This window comes from Pseudoalteromonas sp. Angola-30, assembly GCF_028599215.1.
Taxonomy (GTDB): Bacteria; Pseudomonadota; Gammaproteobacteria; order Enterobacterales; family Alteromonadaceae; genus Pseudoalteromonas; species Pseudoalteromonas atlantica.
On sequence record NZ_JAQREI010000003.1, the window covers coordinates 89,375 to 109,464 of the forward strand.

16 protein-coding genes and 2 pseudogenes are annotated in these 20,090 nt (G+C 40.8%); 12 read left to right on the plus strand and 6 right to left on the minus strand.

From position 1 onward, the window contains the following. The first annotated feature begins 3 nt into the window (after nt 1–3). From PSH54_RS05705 to PSH54_RS05725, 5 genes are all read left to right on the plus strand, one after another. A complete protein-coding gene (locus PSH54_RS05705) occupies nt 4–1,044 on the plus strand; it encodes a sterol desaturase family protein (protein ID WP_096739979.1) in 1,041 nt (346 codons plus the stop codon). A 110-nt stretch (nt 1,045–1,154) separates the two neighbouring features. Next, nucleotides 1,155–3,062, plus strand: coding sequence for a DUF1800 domain-containing protein (locus tag PSH54_RS05710; protein WP_273605681.1), 1,908 nt, complete (start codon nt 1,155–1,157; stop codon nt 3,060–3,062). Nucleotides 3,063–3,071: 9 nt separating this feature from the next. After that, nucleotides 3,072–4,412, plus strand: a complete 1,341-nt coding sequence (locus tag PSH54_RS05715; RefSeq protein WP_273605682.1) for a DUF1501 domain-containing protein — start codon at nt 3,072–3,074, stop codon at nt 4,410–4,412. Between the two features lie 256 nt (nt 4,413–4,668). Next, complete coding sequence (locus PSH54_RS05720) at nt 4,669–5,382, plus strand: DUF1499 domain-containing protein (RefSeq protein WP_273605683.1); 714 nt, start codon at nt 4,669–4,671, stop codon at nt 5,380–5,382. A gap of 203 nt (nt 5,383–5,585) precedes the next feature. Beyond that, entirely contained in the window at nt 5,586–6,635 is a 1,050-nt protein-coding gene (locus PSH54_RS05725; RefSeq protein ID WP_273605684.1) for an NAD(P)-dependent alcohol dehydrogenase, read from the plus strand. A gap of 69 nt (nt 6,636–6,704) precedes the next feature. Here PSH54_RS05725 and PSH54_RS05730 read toward each other — a convergent pair whose 3' ends face one another. Continuing rightward, nucleotides 6,705–7,907: an MFS transporter gene (locus PSH54_RS05730; RefSeq protein WP_004587418.1), complete on the minus strand. Its 1,203-nt coding sequence runs from the start codon at nt 7,905–7,907 to the stop codon at nt 6,705–6,707. 370 nt (nt 7,908–8,277) lie between these two features. On the opposite strand from PSH54_RS05730, the pseudogene PSH54_RS20820 reads away from it, so the two are divergent. The 3 genes and pseudogenes from PSH54_RS20820 to PSH54_RS05740 form a co-directional block, all read left to right on the plus strand. Further along, a pseudogene (locus PSH54_RS20820) lies at nt 8,278–9,048 on the plus strand (PAS domain-containing protein); the annotation flags it as partial. A 108-nt stretch (nt 9,049–9,156) separates the two neighbouring features. Continuing rightward, nucleotides 9,157–9,579: pseudogene (locus tag PSH54_RS20825) on the plus strand (methyl-accepting chemotaxis protein); the annotation flags it as partial. A 98-nt stretch (nt 9,580–9,677) separates the two neighbouring features. Beyond that, entirely contained in the window at nt 9,678–11,813 is a 2,136-nt protein-coding gene (locus PSH54_RS05740) for a TonB-dependent receptor (RefSeq protein WP_273605686.1), read from the plus strand. Between the two features lie 42 nt (nt 11,814–11,855). Here the strand turns inward: PSH54_RS05740 and PSH54_RS05745 are convergent, their stop codons facing one another. After that, on the minus strand, nt 11,856–12,029 hold the full coding sequence (locus tag PSH54_RS05745; RefSeq protein WP_004587415.1) for a DUF2986 domain-containing protein: 174 nt from the start codon (nt 12,027–12,029) through the stop codon (nt 11,856–11,858). 215 nt (nt 12,030–12,244) lie between these two features. Between PSH54_RS05745 and PSH54_RS05750 the strand changes: the two genes are divergently transcribed. Further along, nucleotides 12,245–13,732, plus strand: a complete 1,488-nt coding sequence (locus tag PSH54_RS05750) for a dipeptidase (RefSeq protein ID WP_273605687.1) — start codon at nt 12,245–12,247, stop codon at nt 13,730–13,732. Nucleotides 13,733–13,806: 74 nt separating this feature from the next. Here the strand turns inward: PSH54_RS05750 and PSH54_RS05755 are convergent, their stop codons facing one another. Continuing rightward, a complete protein-coding gene (locus tag PSH54_RS05755) occupies nt 13,807–14,592 on the minus strand; it encodes a putative porin (protein ID WP_273605688.1) in 786 nt (261 codons plus the stop codon). 239 nt (nt 14,593–14,831) lie between these two features. On the opposite strand from PSH54_RS05755, the gene PSH54_RS05760 reads away from it, so the two are divergent. Next, nucleotides 14,832–15,020, plus strand: a complete 189-nt coding sequence (locus PSH54_RS05760) for a 2TM domain-containing protein (protein ID WP_004587412.1) — start codon at nt 14,832–14,834, stop codon at nt 15,018–15,020. Nucleotides 15,021–15,078: 58 nt separating this feature from the next. Here the strand turns inward: PSH54_RS05760 and PSH54_RS05765 are convergent, their stop codons facing one another. The 3 genes from PSH54_RS05765 to PSH54_RS05775 all read right to left on the minus strand — a co-directional run bounded on the left by PSH54_RS05765 (nt 15,079) and on the right by PSH54_RS05775 (nt 17,305). Continuing rightward, complete coding sequence (locus tag PSH54_RS05765; protein ID WP_273605794.1) at nt 15,079–15,516, minus strand: OsmC family protein; 438 nt, start codon at nt 15,514–15,516, stop codon at nt 15,079–15,081. 147 nt (nt 15,517–15,663) lie between these two features. Then, nucleotides 15,664–15,801: a DUF2256 domain-containing protein gene (locus PSH54_RS05770; RefSeq protein ID WP_273605689.1), complete on the minus strand. Its 138-nt coding sequence runs from the start codon at nt 15,799–15,801 to the stop codon at nt 15,664–15,666. A gap of 1 nt (nt 15,802) precedes the next feature. Beyond that, entirely contained in the window at nt 15,803–17,305 is a 1,503-nt protein-coding gene (locus PSH54_RS05775) for a cryptochrome/deoxyribodipyrimidine photo-lyase family protein (RefSeq protein WP_273605690.1), read from the minus strand. A gap of 84 nt (nt 17,306–17,389) precedes the next feature. On the opposite strand from PSH54_RS05775, the gene PSH54_RS05780 reads away from it, so the two are divergent. Together PSH54_RS05780 and PSH54_RS05785 are read left to right on the plus strand one after the other, a co-directional pair. Beyond that, nucleotides 17,390–17,998 carry a flavin reductase family protein gene (locus tag PSH54_RS05780; RefSeq protein ID WP_273605691.1) on the plus strand — a complete coding sequence of 203 codons (609 nt, stop codon included), beginning with the start codon at nt 17,390–17,392 and terminating at the stop codon, nt 17,996–17,998. Between the two features lie 71 nt (nt 17,999–18,069). Further along, nucleotides 18,070–19,998 carry a S9 family peptidase gene (locus PSH54_RS05785; protein WP_273605692.1) on the plus strand — a complete coding sequence of 643 codons (1,929 nt, stop codon included), beginning with the start codon at nt 18,070–18,072 and terminating at the stop codon, nt 19,996–19,998. Nucleotides 19,999–20,090 lie beyond the last annotated feature (92 nt).

The window sequence follows — 20,090 nt, forward strand, 5'->3', positions numbered from 1 at the left end:
GTTATGCTCGAGACTATATGGCAAACGCTTCTTCAAACGCCAAATTATTTGTTTGATGCCAATAAACGTATTTTTATTGGCTATAGCATTGCGGCGTTAGTGATTGCAATGTTGCTGTATTTCTCGGGCCGTGCGCAGCAAAAAAAGCGCACGTGGCGTGGGCTGGGGCGCTATTTATTTAGTAAGCGTATTTGGCTGAGTAAAAGTGCCAAGCTCGACTACCAATTATTAATTATAAACCGCTTACTTAAAGCCGCGCTGTGGGTGCCTATAGTGTTAACTATGGTGCCTGTTGCTATTGGCGTAAGTGATGCCCTGCAATGGCTTTTTGGTGAGCGCGCAGTATGGCAGCTGCCAAGTACTGTGGTGTTAGTTATTTTTACCGTTTTATTGTTTATATTTGATGATTTAACACGGTTTTTATTACATTTAGCACTGCATAAAGTGCCGTTTTTGTGGCATTTTCATAAGGTACATCATAGTGCGTTAGTGCTCACCCCAATGACCATTTATCGCAGCCACCCGTTTGAAAGCTATTTATATGCCTGTCGAATGGCGTTAGCCCAAGGTTTTGTGGTGGGCGTTTGTGTGTATTGCTTTGGCCGAAATTTATCAATGTTAGATATTTTGGGGGCTAATGTATTTGTATTTGCCTTTAATGCTTTAGGCGCTAATTTACGCCACTCACATGTGTGGTGGAGCTTTGGTAAAAAAATAGAAAATTGGTTAATTAGCCCAGCTCAGCACCAAATTCATCACAGCGATAACCCAAAACATTTTGACCGTAACTTAGGCTCAGCGTTAGCCATTTGGGATAGAGCCTGTGGCACACTGATAAAAGCGCATCAAGTAGGTAAAATTACTGTAGGCGTTGGCAATAACGACCGGGGGCACAACAGTGTAATGGATGCGTATTGGCGGCCAATTTACGAGAACCTACAAACGCCTTGGCAACGTGTGGCTAAAGCCGCTAATAAGGTGAATGTTTTTAATAAAAAAAAGCCCATTATTGAGGTTAATATTAACGACAAAACAGTTAAATAGCGCTCGGTTACAAAAAATAAAAGGTTAAATTGTAAATTTTGTGTTTCAATAATCGTATCAAACTCGGTACATACACGCGTACCTTCTTTAATTTACGATGACGATTTAACATGCATTACAAATCAGTTTTATTAGCAAGTTGTGCTTTATTGCTAAGCGCCTGTGGTGGCTCAGGCGGCGATGACACGCCCACCGTTAATTCAAATAAAATTCCTACCTTATCGATTGCCGACATACCCAGCGAATTAACTAAAGGCCAAACCATTGAGCTAATTGCAACAGCAAGCGATGAAGACGGCACAATAAGCAGTGTGGTTTGGCAACAAACTGCGGGCACCACGTTATTGAATGAACCATTAGATGCGTTAAGTACCCGCCTTACTATACCCGCTGCGCAAAGTTATGAGCCTATAACGTATTCATTTAGCGTAACAGCCACCGATAATGAAGGGGCAACAAACACTCAAACCGTTACATTTGTAGCCAAAAACAGCATGGACATACACAGCGCCGCTAGGTTATTACACCAAGCTAGCATGGGGCCAACGCTTGCTGAAATAAACAGTGCTCAAGGTTTAAGTGAGCAACAATGGCTCGATAACCAAATAGCACTGCCAGTTAGCTACCATCGAAACTACTTGGTAAAACTTGAAGATGACGAAGACTTTAAATATATAAGCCGCATAGATGCATGGTGGAAAGCGGTGCTACAAAGTGACGATCAACTACGCCAACGCGTTGCATTTGCACTGAGTGAAATATTGGTTGTATCGGATGAAAATAGCGATTTGCGTGCACAACCAGAGGGCATGATCACTTACTACGATTTATTACTTAAACATGCGTTTGGCAATTTTAGAGAGTTACTCGAAGAAGTAACGCTTTCGCCAATTATGGGCACGTACCTAAGCCATTTAGGGAACGAAAAAGCTGATGAAGCACTTAATATTCGCCCAGATGAAAATTACGCCCGTGAGGTTATGCAATTATTTACCATTGGCCTAGATGAGTTAAACCTTGATGGCACCGCTAAACTAGATGCAAACGGTAATAGCATAGCAACTTACGGACAGGCTCAAATACAGGGGTTTGCGCGTGTATTTACAGGCTGGACATTTGCCGGCAGCGAAACCTTTAAACGCAAAAGCCGTGATTATATAAACCCTATGCAAGCTTACAGCGAATACCATTCGGATAAAGAAAAAGTCCTATTAAATAATGAGGTTATACCGCCTGGTTATGGGCCAGAGGAGTCGCTAAAAATAGCCCTCGATAATTTATTTAATCACGACAACGTTGCACCGTTTATTTCTAAGCAGCTTATTCAGCGGTTAATTACCTCAAACCCTACTGCGCAATATGTAGAGCGCGTTGCACGTGTATTTAACGATAATGGAAGTGGTGTGCGAGGCGATTTAGCCGCAGTTGTTAAAGCTATTTATTTAGATGACGAAGCACGCCATTTTGGCAGTGTACTTAGCTATCAAGGTAAAATTAAAGAACCACTTTTAAAAACTGTGCAGTTTTGGCGAAACCTTAATGCGAAGTCGCAGCAAGGTTATTATAAAACGTGGAACTTAGTCGATAGCTATGGGCAAGGCCCCATGCAGTCGGGCTCTGTATTTAACTTTTTTAGACCCGATTACCAAAGTGCGGCGTTACGCACCCAAGGTTTGGTAGCGCCTGAATTACAAATAGCCAACGATGCGACTTTAATAGGCACAATGAATGCCTTATTTGCAAGTTTGGTTTGGAGTACAGCCGAAGCGCATACCGAGTTAAACCCTGCAGGAATTTATGTTTATGTACAAAGCGATATGGATTACTTGACGCAAAATGGCATTAGCGCACTGATAGAGCAATATAATACCCTGTATTTTGCCGGCAATATGAGCGCTGACACTACACAAGCTTTTCTTGATTTAGATGCCTATTTTGATGAGGATCAGTACCGCGTGAGGGTTTCGTACTTGTTATACATGATTGCTATTTCACCTGAATTTAACGTGCAGTATTAGGAGCGCATAATGAGCCTAAATAGAAGAGACTTTTTGTCATTATGTTTAAAAGGCGGGGTATCGGCAGCCGCTTTAACCAGTTTGCAGCTACAAGCGTTAACGGGGGCAACTAATGCAATAGAACTCGGTGATTATAAAGCCCTAGTGTGTGTATTTTTATACGGCGGAAACGACTCACTTAATATGTTGCTACCCCTTGAGGGAGAGCAGCGTAGTTTATACGAGCAAAGCCGGCAAAACCTCGCAGTAGACAATCCGCTAGCGTTAAGTGTTTCTCAGCAGTTTGCAGGTGGCGTGGGTATTCATCCCTCACTTGCGCCTTTACAGAGCGTGTTTGAGTCGGATGATTTAGCCTTTGTTGGTGGCGTAGGCACTTTACTTACTCCCACCACATTAACAGATTACAAAAATAACGCGGTGCCTTTACCTAAGCATTTATTTTCGCATAACGATCAGCAAGCGTCATGGATGTACGGCCGAGAAAAAGCCTCTTTAAACAGTGGGTGGGGCGCACGTATGCTAGAGCGATTAGCTGTGGAGGATCAGTTTGCGGCAAATATCTCTCTCGATGGCACTAATTTATGGCAAACAGGCACAAATACCAGTGCCTTTGCGCTTAACAAAAGTGGCATAAGCACAATTAACGCCTTTGGTGGTTATCAGCCCCGCACTGAGCACGTTACTAACATAATGAACCGCTTGCTAGGCAATGCAAGCCATGTACTAGGGCGTGAATATGCGAATGGCTTAAATAGCGCAATTACCAACACGCAAACGATGAACAGTGCGCTTGAACAAGCCCCAGCGCCTACTACCACCTTTAGCGATACTAGCTTGAGTGAGCAATTAGCCGCGGTGGCCAAAGCTATTAGTGTGCAGTCGTCGTTAAGTACACAGCGCCAAGTATTTTTTGTCTCTATGGGGGGATTTGACACCCACGATGATCAGCTTACTGCGCACCCTGCATTATTAAATACGCTAGCTCAAGGGCTCAGCGAGTTTAACAGTGCCATGAAAGAGCTAAACATGAATGATAAAGTCACCACTTTTACTATGTCGGACTTTGGCCGCACGCTCACCTCAAACGGCGATGGCACCGACCATGGCTGGGCGGGTAATCAAATAGTAATGGGCGGCGCGGTAAAAGGCCGTTCTATTTATGGCCAGTTACTTACTCAGCAATTAGAGGGCGAATACGATACCGGAGGCGGGCGGTTAATTCCGCAAGTGGCTAACGAGCAATACTTTGCAACGTTAGCGCAGTGGTTTGGCGTGCCTGTTTCGGAGCTGGTTGATATTTTTCCTAATTTAAGTAACTTTAACAGCGCTACCTTAGACTTTTTTGTGTAATGATACTGACACGCCAGCCTAGGTACGTTAGTTTAAGGTTAAAGCGCCGCTGCTTGATAATAAAAATGCGTTATTTAGTTGTTTTAATTAGCTTATTTTAAGATTTTTGAACAAAGCTTATTATTTAAAGCACTTAAGTATCACTATACAGTGGCGTGAGCTGTTAATTGTAATCTAAACCCAGTGCTTGGCAGTATAATGTACTGGTTTCAAATACTTAAAATTAAAGATCACACATGATAAAGGAATCATAATAATGAAAATTTTAGTGAGCTTAGTAAGTTTAATCGCTTTTTTACTCGTTTTACTGCCAGGGCCTTTATATAAGTATGGCGTTGTTGAACTAAGTACTGCGTTTGCAGGGTTTAGATTTGGTGTGTATGTGGGTGGCGCTGCATTAGTGCTGCTTGTTATACAGGTTATTTTTATGCGTAAAACGCTTAGCATGGGCAGCACTTTAATGGCGTTGGGGTTTGCAGTCATCGCGATTGCAATGCCACTGAGCATGATGAGCAAGGCTAAAAGCGTACCCGCGATCCATGATATTTCGACCGATTTAATTAACCCGCCAAAATTTGTGGCAATTGTACCGCTGCGAGCGGATGCTAAAAACCCAGCTGAATACGCAGGAGAAGAAACAGCCACGCAGCAACGCAAAGCTTACCCTGAGCTAAAAACACTAAATTATGCACAATCAAAAACAGACTTATTGGCTGCTACCGAGCAAGCGGTTAAAAATTTAGGGTTTGAGCTTGTTAATGTTAATGCAGCTACGGGCATTGTAGAAGCAACGGATACCACCACATGGTTTGGTTTTAAAGACGATGTAGTTGTGCGTATCAATGATGAAGGCAGCCAGCGCTTTGTCGATATACGCAGTAAGTCACGCGTGGGGCGCAGCGATTTAGGAAAAAATGCTGAACGTATACATTCACTCATTGATGAGATAAATACGTTACTGGATAAGTAACCAACATTTAAGTTAAAAAAGCCCAACCTTGTTGGGCTTTTTTGGTCAGGGTGCATTCACAGCGCCGGCGTTAGTGTAAACCACATCAAAGTGCATACCGGTTTTATTTTTAGAGCTAGCCCTCATGGGATTAGTTTTAAAATAAAGCACTTAAATAAGCGAAAAGGTAGACGACTTAAATTTTTACAGACTATGGAGTTGTTATGAAAACAGTAGGATATGCAGCAAAAAGCGAAGGTGCGCAACTAGGTGAATATACTTTTGAGCGCCGCGATTTACGCGATAACGATGTAGAAATTGAAATTTTATATTGTGGCGTATGCCACTCTGATTTACATGCAGTGCGCAATGACTGGGGCGGAAGCCGTTACCCATTAGTCCCTGGGCACGAAATTGTAGGTAAAGTAAAAGCCATTGGTAGCGCTGTTAAAAACTATGAAAAAGGTGACACGGTAGCGGTAGGCTGCATGGTTGATTCATGCCAAAGCTGCAAACAGTGTGATAACGGCGAAGAGCAATTTTGCCAAGAAGGCATGGTAGGCACATACGCAGGTAAAGACAGAGTAACCGGCGAGATGACCCAAGGTGGCTATTCTAAACATATTGTTGTTCGTGAAGAATTTGTACTATCAGTCCCTGAAAGTCTAGAGCTTTCGCGCGTTGCCCCTTTATTATGTGCAGGTATCACTACTTACTCTCCATTACATAAGTGGGGCGTTACAAAAGGCAGCCGTGTTGCCGTTGTAGGGCTTGGTGGCTTAGGTCACATGGCTGTTAAAAATGCCGTAGCCATGGGCGCGAGTGTAACAGTGGTTGGGCGAAGTGAGTCTAAAAAAGATGACGCAGTAAAACTTGGCGCGCAGCATTATTTAGTGTCGACTGACGAAGGTGCAATGAAAGCGTCGCAGTCGGCTTTTGATATTATTATTGACACCGTACCTGTTAAGCACGATTTGTCTATTTACACACCCTTATTAGACATAGATGGGACGCTAGTTATTGTTGGGCAAGTTGGCCCCGTAGAAGAGCTAAACACTGTGCCTCTTTTAATGGGTCGTCGGCGCATCGCAGGCTCACTGATTGGTGGGATAGAAGAAACCCAACAGATGCTAGATTTTTGTGGCAAAAATAACGTATTGCCAGAGTGCGAAATGATTAATATTGACCAAATAAACACCGCGTATGAGCGAATGGAAAAATCAGACGTACGCTATCGTTTTGTTATTGATATGGCGTCGTTAGAGGCCCAGTAAGGTGGGTGATTAAATCCCCTTGTTAAAGTAAAAGAGCGGCTAATTGTATTAGCCGCTCTTTTTATATGCTTAACACGTTTGTGCTGCGGGCTGTTGTTTATTAAGTTGCAAGTAGCTTAAAAACCACATTACTAAGCCGCCTAAAAACAACGCCGCTGCGACATAACCTGTTTGGTTAGGCGCTGCACCTTGTGCAATAACAGCCCCGCCAACCCAAGGGCCGATAGCATTTGCGGTGTTAAATGCGCATTGTACTAATGCACCAATCATTGCATGGCCCTCTGGGGCTACATCCATTAATAAAGATTGAATAAGCGTTGCCAAACCCACACTGCAACCAATAAAAAATATAACCGCATAAAGCATCCAAATATTGTAACTTGCGCTAACGTAGGCAATTGCAAATACGATGGTGCACACCAGTGCAAGGCCTGTGGTTTTAATGGCCGATTTATCGGCCGCTTTGCCTAATATGTAATTACCTAACGTACAACCAATACCAAACATCACCATAGCGATAGAAATAGTGTAAGGGGCTGTTTTAGTTACATCTAAAATTGTATCGGCAATGTATGTATAAATACAAAACACGCCGCCAAAGCCAATAATAACAATACCTAAAATAGACCACACCAGTTTATTTTTAAGTACGCCAAACTCATTAAGTAAGTTAGATGGCTTAGCGTTATCAATATTTGGCACTACTTTGTATACAAATATAAACGCAATAAACGCTAAAACCGCAGCGCCACCTAAGCAATAACGCCAGCTTAGGTTTTGCCCCACCAAGGTAACAATAGGCACGCCAACGATGGTCGCAATGGTTAAGCCCATAAATACTTTTGACATAAAGCTCGCGCGTTTACCCGAAGGGGCAATATCGGAGGCAAGCAAAATAGCGGCACCAAAGTAAGCGCCGTGAGGTAAGCCACTTAAAAAGCGAAAAATAACGAGCTGCTCTAATGAGGTTGCTAATGCACTCAAACCATTAGAAATACACATTAGGCTTAAAAAAATCAGCAAAGCTTTGCGTTTTCGCATATTGGCCGTTGTAAGCATTAATACCGGCGCGCCTACTACAACACCAATAGCATAGGCGCTAATTGCATAGCCACTTTGCGAAGGGGTTGAGCCAAACGTTTCACTGATCAGCGGCAGCATAGGCATCATTGAAAATTCTGATAATCCTAAAATAAACGTACCTAGTGCTAACACTAATAAAATAGCAGCTTTATTTAACTGATTAGATGCCGACGCAACATCTGCACTCATAGAAGATCCTTTAACTTTGATTTTAAAAATAGTGAATAGCCACACATTAATTGCGTGGAGAGTAAACATATATTAGGTGTGGAGTGTGTCAGTGAGATGGCTATTTTAAGTTAAAAAGTGTACTGCGTCATGTATAAAAAATAGTATTTTTGGCTTGTTTTACTTTTGTTAACAGGCAAAAAGTGCTACTTATTAAATTAATTTATAAAAAGTTTTTACAAAGCAGCTCACTAGCAAGTGTTTAATTGCTAGCAGAAAAACTAAAAAACACCTATATTTACAAAGTTGTTACATTTATTGCTAGCTTACATATTATTTTTATATTTGTTTGTTATTGTCATCCTATTATTATTCCCTAAAGGTTTAACACATGTTTGGTCTACGAAAAGATAACGCCAAAGTTGAAGAATTGGAACGTCAACTCAATGAAAGTAAATCAGTACTATCCGCTATTTATAACCATGTAGCGTATATTGAATTTACACCCGAGGGAAAAATTTTAGACGCTAATGATCTTTTTTTAGATACCGTAGGCTACAAAAGAGAAGAGGTAATAGGCAAGCACCACCGGATGTTTTGCGATTCAGACTACGCTAAGTCGAGTGAGTACAGCCAATTTTGGCAAGCGCTGCAAGGGGCAAACTCAACAAGCGGTACCTTTATGCGCTTTAACGCTAATGGCGAAAAGCTATGGCTAGAGGCTACTTATTTTCCTGTTGAAGTAAACGGGGTGGTTACTAAGGTTATTAAAATAGCGTCGGATATTACAAAAAATTATGTACAGCGAAAATCTCAAGAAGCGCTCACCGAAGCGCTTGATAAGGCGCTAGCTACAATAGAATTTCACCCCGATGGCACCATAATTAAAGCAAATCATAACTTTTTATCTACGGTGGGTTATTCACTTGCAGAAATTGTTGGCAAGCATCACAAAATGTTTTGTACTGACTCTTTTTATCAAAATAACCCTCGGTTTTGGGAAGAGCTAAGCGATGGGCAGTTTAAGTCGGGTAAGTTTAAACGCATAACCTCTGATGGCTCGCAAATATGGCTAGAGGCAACTTATAACCCCATTTTAGATAATAAAGGCAAAGTGATAAAAATAGTGAAGTTTGCCTCTAATATTACCGATCGCATAAAAGACAACGAAGCCGTTAGTGAGGCCGCACAAATTGCGTATGAATCGGCGGTGTCGAGTGCGCAAACTGCAAAAACGGGCTCAGATATATTACATGATGCAATTGCAAACTCAGATGCAATTGTAAGCCAAGTACTTAAATCGGTTGATTTAATTAAAAACCTGAATGAGCAGTCAGCAGTTATCGGCTCTATTGTGTCGACCATAAGCAGTATTGCCGATCAAACTAATTTATTGGCGTTAAATGCAGCCATTGAAGCTGCCCGAGCGGGCGAGTACGGGCGAGGCTTTGCCGTGGTAGCTGATGAAGTTAGGCAGCTTGCAGCAAGCACCAGCAGTTCAACCAACGAAATAGCTACCGTAGTTAAAAACAACCAAGAGCTGACTAACGATATTTCAAAGCAAATCACCTCCGTCTCTGATTCGTCAGAGCAAGGCCGAGAGCTTATAGCGAAAGTCTCAGAAGTAATTCAAGAAATAGAACGCGGTGCAGATGCTGTTTCTGCAACAGTGTCTAAGCTTAACGCGAGTTAAGTGGCAGTAAGTTCTCAAAGTGCGACATTTTGTCGCGCTCTAAACTTGTAACTACATTATATAATTTATGCCATATATAACAGTGGCATAAATTATAAATGGCTCATATTCAACATATCCAACATTCTTATTTATTCTCTCCTTTAGCACTTTTATTAACTGGCCTTTTATCTCCTGCAGTATTTGCAGATGATAACACTTTAGAAATTATTGAAGTGCATGGGCAGGTATACAATAAGCACTTATCGCTTGGTTCGTCAGAGGCAATGCTTAGTCATTTAGGTGTTGATTTTTCGGCTGCGGGCGGGGTGTCTAACTTACTTATTTTAAATGGTTTAATGGGCGATAGAGTAAAAGTACTGGTTGATGGCGCAGAGGTTACTGCAGCGTGCGCTAATCAGATGAACCCGCCTCTTTCTTACGTATCAGCTAATCAAGTAATGGCTTACAAAGTAGTTGCTGGTGTCTCGCCAGTGAGTGCTGGTGGCGATAACATTGCAGGTGTAATAAGCGTTAACTCAATTTCACCACAATATAGCGAAAATAGTGAGCTTGCATGGAACTCAGGCTATGTCTCGGCTAAGTACAGCAGTGTTGATAACGGCCAAAAACTAGGTTTGGGAGCACGTTTAGCAAGCGATACTGTGAGCCTTAATTATCAAGGCTCGTTTAGCGATGCCAACAGCTACAAAGATGGAAAGGGGAATGTGGTACTTGATACATTATATCGGGCTCAAAACCACAGCTTAACTGGCGCGATACGTGACGATAAACAGCAAGTTGTGATAAAGCTTACGCATCAAAAAATACCGTATCAAGGTTTTGCTAACCAGTACATGGATATGACTGATAACACCAGTTATGGCGCTATTGCCCAATATAAGCGCAGTTTTGAAAACAGCGAGCTAGAAGGACAAGTTAATTGGCACAGCGTTAAACACGAAATGGGTTTTTTTAGTAAAGAAAAAACCGGCATGATGCCCATGAAAACAGATGCAAAAGACATAAGCACACAGCTTAAATGGCGCCTTACACTTGATCAAAATAGCTCATTACTACTTGGACAAGAATATTATAATTACCGCATTGATGATTGGTGGCCAGCGATTGAAGGCTCAACCATGATGGGGCCAAATGATTATATAAATATTAATAGCGGTAAGCGTGAGCGTATTGCCTTATTTGTAGAATATGAAAGCCAAATCAATAACAAGCTCTGGTTAAATACGGGTTTAAGGGTTGAGCGTGTTAATACACAGGTTGATGAAGTACAAGCCTATAACGATGGCATGAGTATGATGAATATGGGCAGTTTGAGTGCAATGACAACTGCCAATAATACGCTAGCTGCCAATAACTTTAACAATGCTGATAGAGACAAAACCGACACCTTAGTTGATGTAAATGTATTAGCTAATTATCAAATTACACTTTATGACGAGCTGCAATTAGGCCTGGCCCGCAAAAACCGAGCCCCTAATTTATATGAACGTTACAGTTGGGGTGTAAGTAATATGGCAAGCACTATGATTGGCTGGTACGGCGACGCTAATGGTTATATTGGTAACCCAAACCTCAAAGCCGAAACCGCTCATACCATCAGTGCAACGTATTCAAAAACAGCAAAAAATGATGCGTGGCGGGTAAGTGCTAATGTGTGGTACACCGATATAACTGACTACATTGATGCAGATATTGTACGTAGTTTTAATAGTTATGGATTAGCAAATACAACACGTAACATTTTAAGCTTTACTAATGTTGACGCCACACTTTATGGCGCAAAGCTTGATATAAGTAAGGCACTTTATCAATCAACACAGATTGGCGAATGGCAATTAAAAGCAAACATAACGAGCACTCGTGGTAAGCGCCGCGACACTAACCAGGCGCTTTATCAAATTAAGCCGTTACATACAGCGCTCTCATTAAGCCAGCAAATAGGGATATTTGAAAATGCATTGTTGTGGCAATGGGTGGATACAAAATCACGCGTTGATGTTAACCGCTTAGAAAACCAAACCGTTAGTTACAGCTTAGTTAATATAAGCTCTAAAGCTTCTTTTGATGCACTTACGCTGGGTATTGAGGTGGTAAACTTATTTGATACGTTTTATCAATTACCCCTAGGCGGGGTAAGTATTGCAGCGCTTAAGCAAGGTAGCAGCACGGGGTTTACTCAATTAGCTGGGCAAGGGCGCTCATTTAATATAAGTGCCAGTTACGCATTTTAAACCCATATAAAGCGTTGAGAATAGGTTGCTTGGCGCTTTAGTTTAATCTGATGTTGGCGTAACTTGCTCTGCGTTGGTTGTTTGCTGCGCCTCTAAAGCTAGTTTTTCACGCTCTGCTTTTGATACATACGCCGGTTTATTACTTTTATGCAATTTAGCATTAGCACGTTTATCTTTTTTCTGAAATTTGGTGACAATTTTTTTGCGGCGGTTCATTAGTACTAATACTCTGATTAATTAAGGTCGCGCATTATACAACCAATGCAATGTAAGCCGCTATCTAAATTTAAAGCGCGATTGTTGTAACCCTGCCGCAAAGCGCTATTTAATACTATTGCTTGGCGGTATAATTTAGCTTTAATACCAATTTAATTATTTAAGCGATTTATTATTGCGCATTGGTAGTAATGATTCATACAAAAGGATACGTTTTGAAAAAGTTAGCTTTGCTTTGCAGTGCTTTATTTGCTTTTAGCGCACATGCACAATTACATACAAATATTGATAGTGTTGCCGATTACGCTGTTAATACTTATCAACAATCACAAATTCATACGTTAACTAATTTCGTGGCTTTTCCTACGGTAAATAAAGAGTCGGTACCCGCGCCACAAAATCCTGACTTTATTAATTTTAAATCTGTATTAAAAATGAAAGCTGCAGAGCTTGGGTTTGATTACCAAGACCTAGGCTACACCGTGCTTATAGGCATGGGAGATCAAAGCGAAAAGGTTACCGTTGTAACCCACGGAGACGTACAACCTGCCAATGCCAGTAAGTGGAAGCAAAGCCCATTTATTATTGATACCTCAGAGCCTGGCAAATTAGTCGGGCGCGGCACAGAAGACGACAAAGGCGCAATAGCCACCGCACTATACGCCATGAAAGCGATTAAAGATAAAGGCATAGAGCTTGATAACCGCATAGAGCTGATGATTTACCTAGCTGAGGAATCTGACTGGGGCCCGCTTACAGAATTTATGAAAACCTACGAGCAGCCAAAATACGCCGTAACCATTGATGCATCATACCCAGTTGTAGTTGCCGAGAAAGGCTGGAGCTTAATTGCTCCTACTTTTAATGCTACCTCAAAACAAACCGGTATGTATGTGAGTGATTTAGCGGGCGGCGCGTTTAAAAGCCAAATACCAGAAGATGCAAGCTTAGTGCTGCATAACGCAAGCGCTGTCGTTATTAACTCATTAAAAGCTAAAGCTAAAACACTTAGTGACGTTGAGTTTAACTTTGAAGAGCTAGCTGAAGGCTTAAAAATAACTGTAAAAGGGGTGTCTGCGCACTCATCAGAGCCAGAGTCGGGCGTTAATGCTATTGCACACCTGAGCGAGCTATTTAAAAACGTAGCACTTGAAAATAATAGCGATGGCCAGCTTATAAAATTTGTAAATCAATTAATTGGCTTAGATATTCATGGTAAGCAATTTGGTAATATTGCCTACGAGCATGAATTCATGGGCCCAATGAGCGTAGCCCCAACCGTAATTGAACGCGATGGTAACGCACTAACGTTAGCCATTAACGCGCGCCGCCCAGTTGGTAAAAATGAAAACCTACTTAAAGCGCAAGTAAACAGCGCGATTAAGGAATGGGAAACAGCAAATAACGTAACGCTTACTAAAGTCGAGACCATTATTGGTACACCTATGCTGTTAGATAACGCACCGCACGCACAAAAGCTGCTTGATATTTTTAAACATTTTACAGGTGACGAAAAAGCTGACTTTGTATCAATAGGTGGCGGCACTAACGCAAAGCTATTTGATAATGCCGTATCGTTTGGCCCTTCAATGCCAGGCAAACGTTATACCGGCCACTCAGAGCATGAATTTATTACGCTTGAGCAATTAGCGCTTAATTTACGTATGTATACCGCAATGATGATAGAGCTAGGTAATATGTAAGCTATAGCTGTTTTAATATAAAAGCCGCCTTGTTTAACTGAAGTGACTCCAGCAAGGCGGTTTTTTTGTATTTACTAAAACTGAGCTACAAAACTGAGATTGTATATATCGTAGTCATCGTTATCGGTGTAATTAGCTGTAAAATAGTAGTTATCGTTAATAAAGTATTTACCTTCAACAACTAAATCTGAGTCATATAAACCAACGCCTACTGCAACATGCTTATTAAAGTAATAATTTGCCAACACATTAAAAATTGAATCATCGCCAGCATCGAGATAGTCAGCATTTATAGTAAAGTAGCGTTCATCGTAAAGGTGAGCAAAGTAACGTGATGATAAGTCCCACGACTCTATTTCATCATCCGTCTCAACAGTAAAACCAATGTAGTCGGTGTCATTAATTTGTTGATTATATTGAGCTTTAAACAAATAAACTGTGTCACCATATTCGTAATCTACCATGCGTGCAGATACTTTTAACGAATCAGCAAATAAGTAACCTATGCCAAGTGAATAGGTATCAGTATCGCCAATATTAGGCAGCTCTATGGTTGCAAAAGCATTACCGTAAAAGCCTTCTCCAAAGATCCCTTTTCTACTAAAACCATCTGAATTAAAGTAATTTAAGCCTATATTACTATCTGTATCTAGGTAGCCATAATCATCCCACACTCCCGAGCTTTGTTGCTCTTCAAAGTAATAATGCGTAGATAATCCGTACACATTATCGCTGTAATAGCGTGAATCAATTTTTGCGTAGTTAATTGTATTAAACCATTGCTTTGATGCTGATTGTTCGGCGTTTACTGACGGTGCACAGCTAAGTGCAAGCAAAGAGAGTGGTATTAAGTAGCGCATAAGTATCCTTTCTTATTAATTAAATAGGTGTATCTAGAAAAGGTATTATATTAAATACTCTTTAAAATACATTTAAATAATTGTAAGTAACTGTATGTTTGTATAAGTATTTGTAGAGATGCGCTTGAAGGGGCTGCTATAAATTTATGACTAATGTCATATTAACTGATGACAAATAGCACCTTTCAGGCTTAAAAATTAAGGCAATAATAACCTTACATTTTAAGAGGAGAGCAAACATGAATACACCAGCATTTTTTGATAATTTAAAACGTTACTTTGTGGCTTTGGTATTTTTGACCGCGATAAACTTAATTACATCGCCAAATTATTTATGGGTAGTGTGGCCTGCTTTAGGGATGGGTATAGCACTGCTAAATGAGTTATTAAACTCAAATAACTCAAAAAGGGTTAGGGATGAGTGTTAAGCCAAGTAACAGGTTACCTGGCTTAACGCGTAAAACCGTAAGGTTTAAAAATTACGTTTTATGCGGTTGAGTCGAGCGTTGCGTTTAGTGAGATTTCGGTATTAAGTAGCTTTGAAATAGGGCAGCTTTTTTTAGTTTGCTCACACAATGCTTGAAATTGTTCGTTAGCAATATCTTTAATACGTGCGTTTACTTCAAGCGCTATATGGGTGACTGCAAAGCCGTCATCAACCTCATCAAGGCTTACGGTGGCTTTAGTATCAATTTTATCGGCTTTAAAACCGGCATCACCAAGTGCAAGCGAAAGCGCCATACTAAAGCAGACACTGTGCGCAGCTCCCACTAATTCTTCTGGGTTAGAACCAGGCTCGTCTTCAAAGCGAGTATTAAAACCAAATGGTTGTTTATCAAGTGCGCCGCTTTGTGTAGAAATACTGCCTTTACCTGTTTTAATATCGCCTGACCAGGTTGAGTTTGCCGTTTTTTTAATCGTCATCATCTTCTCCTTGCGTTGCATGTAAGCTTTTCAGGTTGAGTAAGTGCTATTTACATAAAACACCTAAATACAGCCTTAAAAGCCGAGTTATTCATACCATTGCAAAATAGACGCCAGCTCACGTATAGCATAAAGGATTAATACCTTTTAATTTTTATTACGTTTACAGCGCTCTGAGCAGTAAATAACGTTATCCCAATCGCGCTGCCACTTTTTACGCCACGCAAAAGGCTTGTTGCAAACAGGGCACATTTTTTGTGGTAAGTGACTTTTTTTATGTGCCATATTAATTACTTTTTGCGGTGTTTTTGTGTGTACGAGTAAGCCCTACATGCTTTTTTAATATGTTAGGAATTGCACGTTTAACATCGGCGCGCTCGCGGTATTGCCATAAACGTTCGCGCGCTTGTTTGGAGGCTTGAGTTAAATCAAGCATTGGCTCTGGGTAGTCTTCACCAAGTTTAAAGTCGTTAAACAGCGCTTCCATTGGTGTTTGTTGCCAAGGCTCGTGTAAATATTCTATCGGTAGCTTTTCAAGTTCGGGGCACCATTTTTTAATAAAGGCGCCGGTTGGGTCTTGATCTTCAGACTGTTTAATCGGGTTGTAATGCCTAATGGTGTTAATACCCGTAACTGAGGCCTGCATTTGTATTTGTGGGTAATGAATGCCAGGTTCAAAGTCTAAAAAGTAATTTGCCAAAGGTAAGCTTGCCTGCTGCCAGCTTATATTTAAATGATGCGTAACGAAGCTAACCAACATAGCGCGCATTCTAAAATTAATATAGCCCGTGGTGTTTAAACAGCGCATACAGGCATCAATAATGGGTATACCCGTTTGGCCTTGTGCCCAGCGCTCAATATCGTGTTGTACGTTGTCATCGTTTCTATAAGGGAACTGATGATATCCCGCATTGAGCGCTTTAAACTCCATCGTACTCTCACTTTCAAATTTTTGCATAAAATGGCAGTGCCAATGCAAACGCGATACAAATGCAGCAAGCGGACGCTTCCAGCCTTTTTTGCTTGGGTGTTTTGCATGGTATGCATCAATAGCCATTTGGTACACCTGTTTAAGGCTAATATTACCCCACGCTAAATAAGGCGAAAGCCTAGAGCAATGAATACGGCTTAAGCTGGGGCTAGATATGCCTTTTTGATATCCCTTACCGCGCTCAGCAAAAAAGCTTTGCAATATTGTGTGCGCAGTTAAAGGCCCACCTACTTGAAAGTTGTCATCATTTTGCGTGTAGCTGTCGGGTAATTTAGGTGTTTGGTAGTTATTAAGTGTAATGGTTTTTATGTTTTTCCAATTAGGAATAGCAATAGGAGCCTGCATTGTTTGTTGCCAGCGTGCGTTCCAATCTTTACGGTTTTTTTTGCCACGAATAACGCCGCCCGTTTGTGACTCAAGCCAGTTAACTTTGTTAGCTTTACACCATATAGCCACGGCTTTATCGCGCTCAAAAGTATTGTTTAAGCCAATTTCTTGATGGCTAAATATGTTTGCTATTTGGTATGTTTGATTAAGCGTGTTTAACAGTGTCAGCATGTCTTGGTTAAAAATATACAGCGTTGCTTTGTAGCGAGTTAGCTGCTGATTTATTTCGCCTATTGATTGATAAACAAAACGCCAATGGCGCGCATTATAATGTGCATCCTCAAGCATTAGTGGCTCAAAGTTGTATAGCAGTAACGTGGGTAAATCATCACTAAATGCATTTTTAAGTGGTTGATGGTCACTAAGGCGTAAATCGCGTTTAAACCACACTATGTTTATTTTTTTGCGCATATTTAAAAAAGTGGCTGCAGTTATGAAATACTGTACGCAATACAGCGCTTTTACGATTTGCAGTACGACGTATAAAGGAAAATTATGTTTTTAGATTTAACGCAAAGCACGCAGCACAATGTTTACTCGTATTTAGTGGGGGGTATTAGCCCACGGCCTATTGCTTGGGTAAGCACACTTAGTAAGGAGGGGATTGCTAATATTGCCCCTTACTCTTTTTTTACAGTGGCCAGCTGTAACCCGCCAGTGCTGAGCGTGACCCAAGTAAACCCACGCGACAAAGCCAATAAAGACACGCTTTTAAACCTTCAAGCCACTAACAACTGCGTGGTTAATATTGTTAGTGAAGAGCTAGTAGAAAAAATGAATCAAAGCTGCGCTAATTATCCACATAATGTAAGTGAATTTGAGGCGGCAAATATTGAAACAATCGCCAGTACACACGTAACATCCCTAGGCGCCGCAGCGGCTAAAGTAAGATACGAGTGCACCTTAAGAGACGTTATTCAGATAAGCGACGAACCAGGTGGCGGCAAAGTTATGCTACTCAACGTGGTGGGGATTTATATTGACGATAACGTGTTAGTGAATGGCTATATAGACCCCTCGCGTTTAAACAGCGTAGGTAAAATGGGTGGAGACTACTTTAGCTCTACTAAAGATAAATTTGTACTAAAGCGGCCACAATTGTAAAATAACAGATTAACTTTATACACTTACTGTTAACTCATTAAGCGTTACTTATAAAAACAAATGGATATTGAATGTCTAAACTTTACCTCACTTTAGTATTTGCCCTACTTAGTTTTAGCTGCCTATCAGCCTCTGATAAAAAGCTACCCATAGAAGCGTTTGCAGGCTTAAAAAGCATAAGCCAAGTTAAGCTCTCACCAGATGGAAATAACATTGCGTATGTTAGAAACCTTGATGGCGATTTAGTTTTAATGGTGCAAAGCCTTACAACAGGTAAGGGCAAGCCGATTATTAAATCTGATAACCACACTGTATTTTTTGACTGGTTTAGTTGGGCAAATAATGATGTGTTGTTATTGGGCGCACGATACATTAAATATCAATTTGGTGGGGTTAAGTATGCGTCTACATTAATGTATTCGTATAATCTAAGTGATGATAAAGGAATAAAACTGGCGTTTAGAGCAAACAACACGCGTGATGAAAAGCAGCCTCAGTTTTCTGACCGAATTATTAGCTTTTTACCGGAGCAAGAAAATAAAATACTCGTGCAGGGCGATTTTAAAATAGCCAATACCCCTGCGGTGTATGAACTTGACCTAACTACCTTACGCAAAAAACAAATACAACGTGCTCGTGCAGATGTAACCAGTTGGTTTGCTGATAGACAAGGCAAGGTTCGTATTGCTAAAAAAATGGATGAAACACAATTTACTTACGAGCTGTACAACGAGCAAAATGAGTCGTGGCAAACACTATTTAGCTACGAAGTATTTAGTGAGCAAAGCATTTCGATACTTGGCTTTGATAAAGACCCTAACTTTTTATACATCACTGCGCTACATGAAGGGCGTGATGCATTATTTAAGCTTAATCTAACAACTAACAAACGTGAGCTCATTTTTAGCGACGACAAGTACGATGTAGATGGCGATATTTTTTACTCCCGTAAAACTGGCGAAGTGGCAGGCTTTACGCATTCGCAGTTAGAAGATGGTATTGCGTATTGGGATGAAGACTTAGACAAGCTACATCGCTCTTTACGAGCATCACTACCTAAAGATTCATTTGAAATGGATATTGTTAGCACCAGCGACGATCAGCAAAAATATGTACTTTATGTCAGCTCAGATAAAACATCAGGCGCCTACATGTTAGGTGACAGAAAGCGAGGTGATTTAACATTTTTTGCAGACGTTTACCCACACATTAACGAAAGCGTATACGCCGGTAAAGAGCACATTAGCTATAAAGCACGTGACGGGCTTATTATAGAAGGCTACTTAACGCTGCCTGTTGGCTATGAGAAAGGCGATAAGTTACCCACTATTATATTTCCACATGGTGGACCTATGGCGCGAGACTATGCAGGCTTTGACTATTGGACTGCGCTACTGGCATATAATGGTTATGCCGTGTTACAGCCTAACTTTCGTGGCTCAAGTGGTTATGGTTATGACTTTTTAATGCAGTCGATCCAAGGTTTTGGTTTAGCCATGCAAGATGACTTACAAGATGGAGCTAACTGGTTAATAGACCAAGGGATTGCTCAGCCAGATAAAATTTGTATTGGTGGCGCAAGCTATGGTGGATACGCCGCCTTAATGGCTGTTATTAAACACCCTGAAACATTTAAATGTGCGGCAAGTTTTGCAGGGGTAACTGACCTTGAGCATATTGTGAGTAAAGCCCGACACTTTACAAACAAAGACATTGTACGAAAACAGTTTGGAACAAATAGCGATAAGTTAGAGGCCAATTCGCCGGTTAATTTTGCTAAATCAATTAACAAACCTGTTTTACTTGTGCATGGTAGCGATGACAGTGTTGTCCCTATTTACCATAGTAGAGAAATGGAAGATGAACTAGATGACGAAGATAAAGATGTTACTTACATTGAGCTAGAAGATGGCGATCATTACTTGTCTTATCAGCCGCATAGAATTAAAACGTTACAAGCGTTTCTCGATTTTTTTGATAAGCATTTAAAAAACGATTAATAACAAAGGCGACTTAGGTCGCCTTTTTTGAGCGTAATTTTTCATATAATGCACATTGTTTGCACTTTTACTTGTTAACGTTATACGTTGTT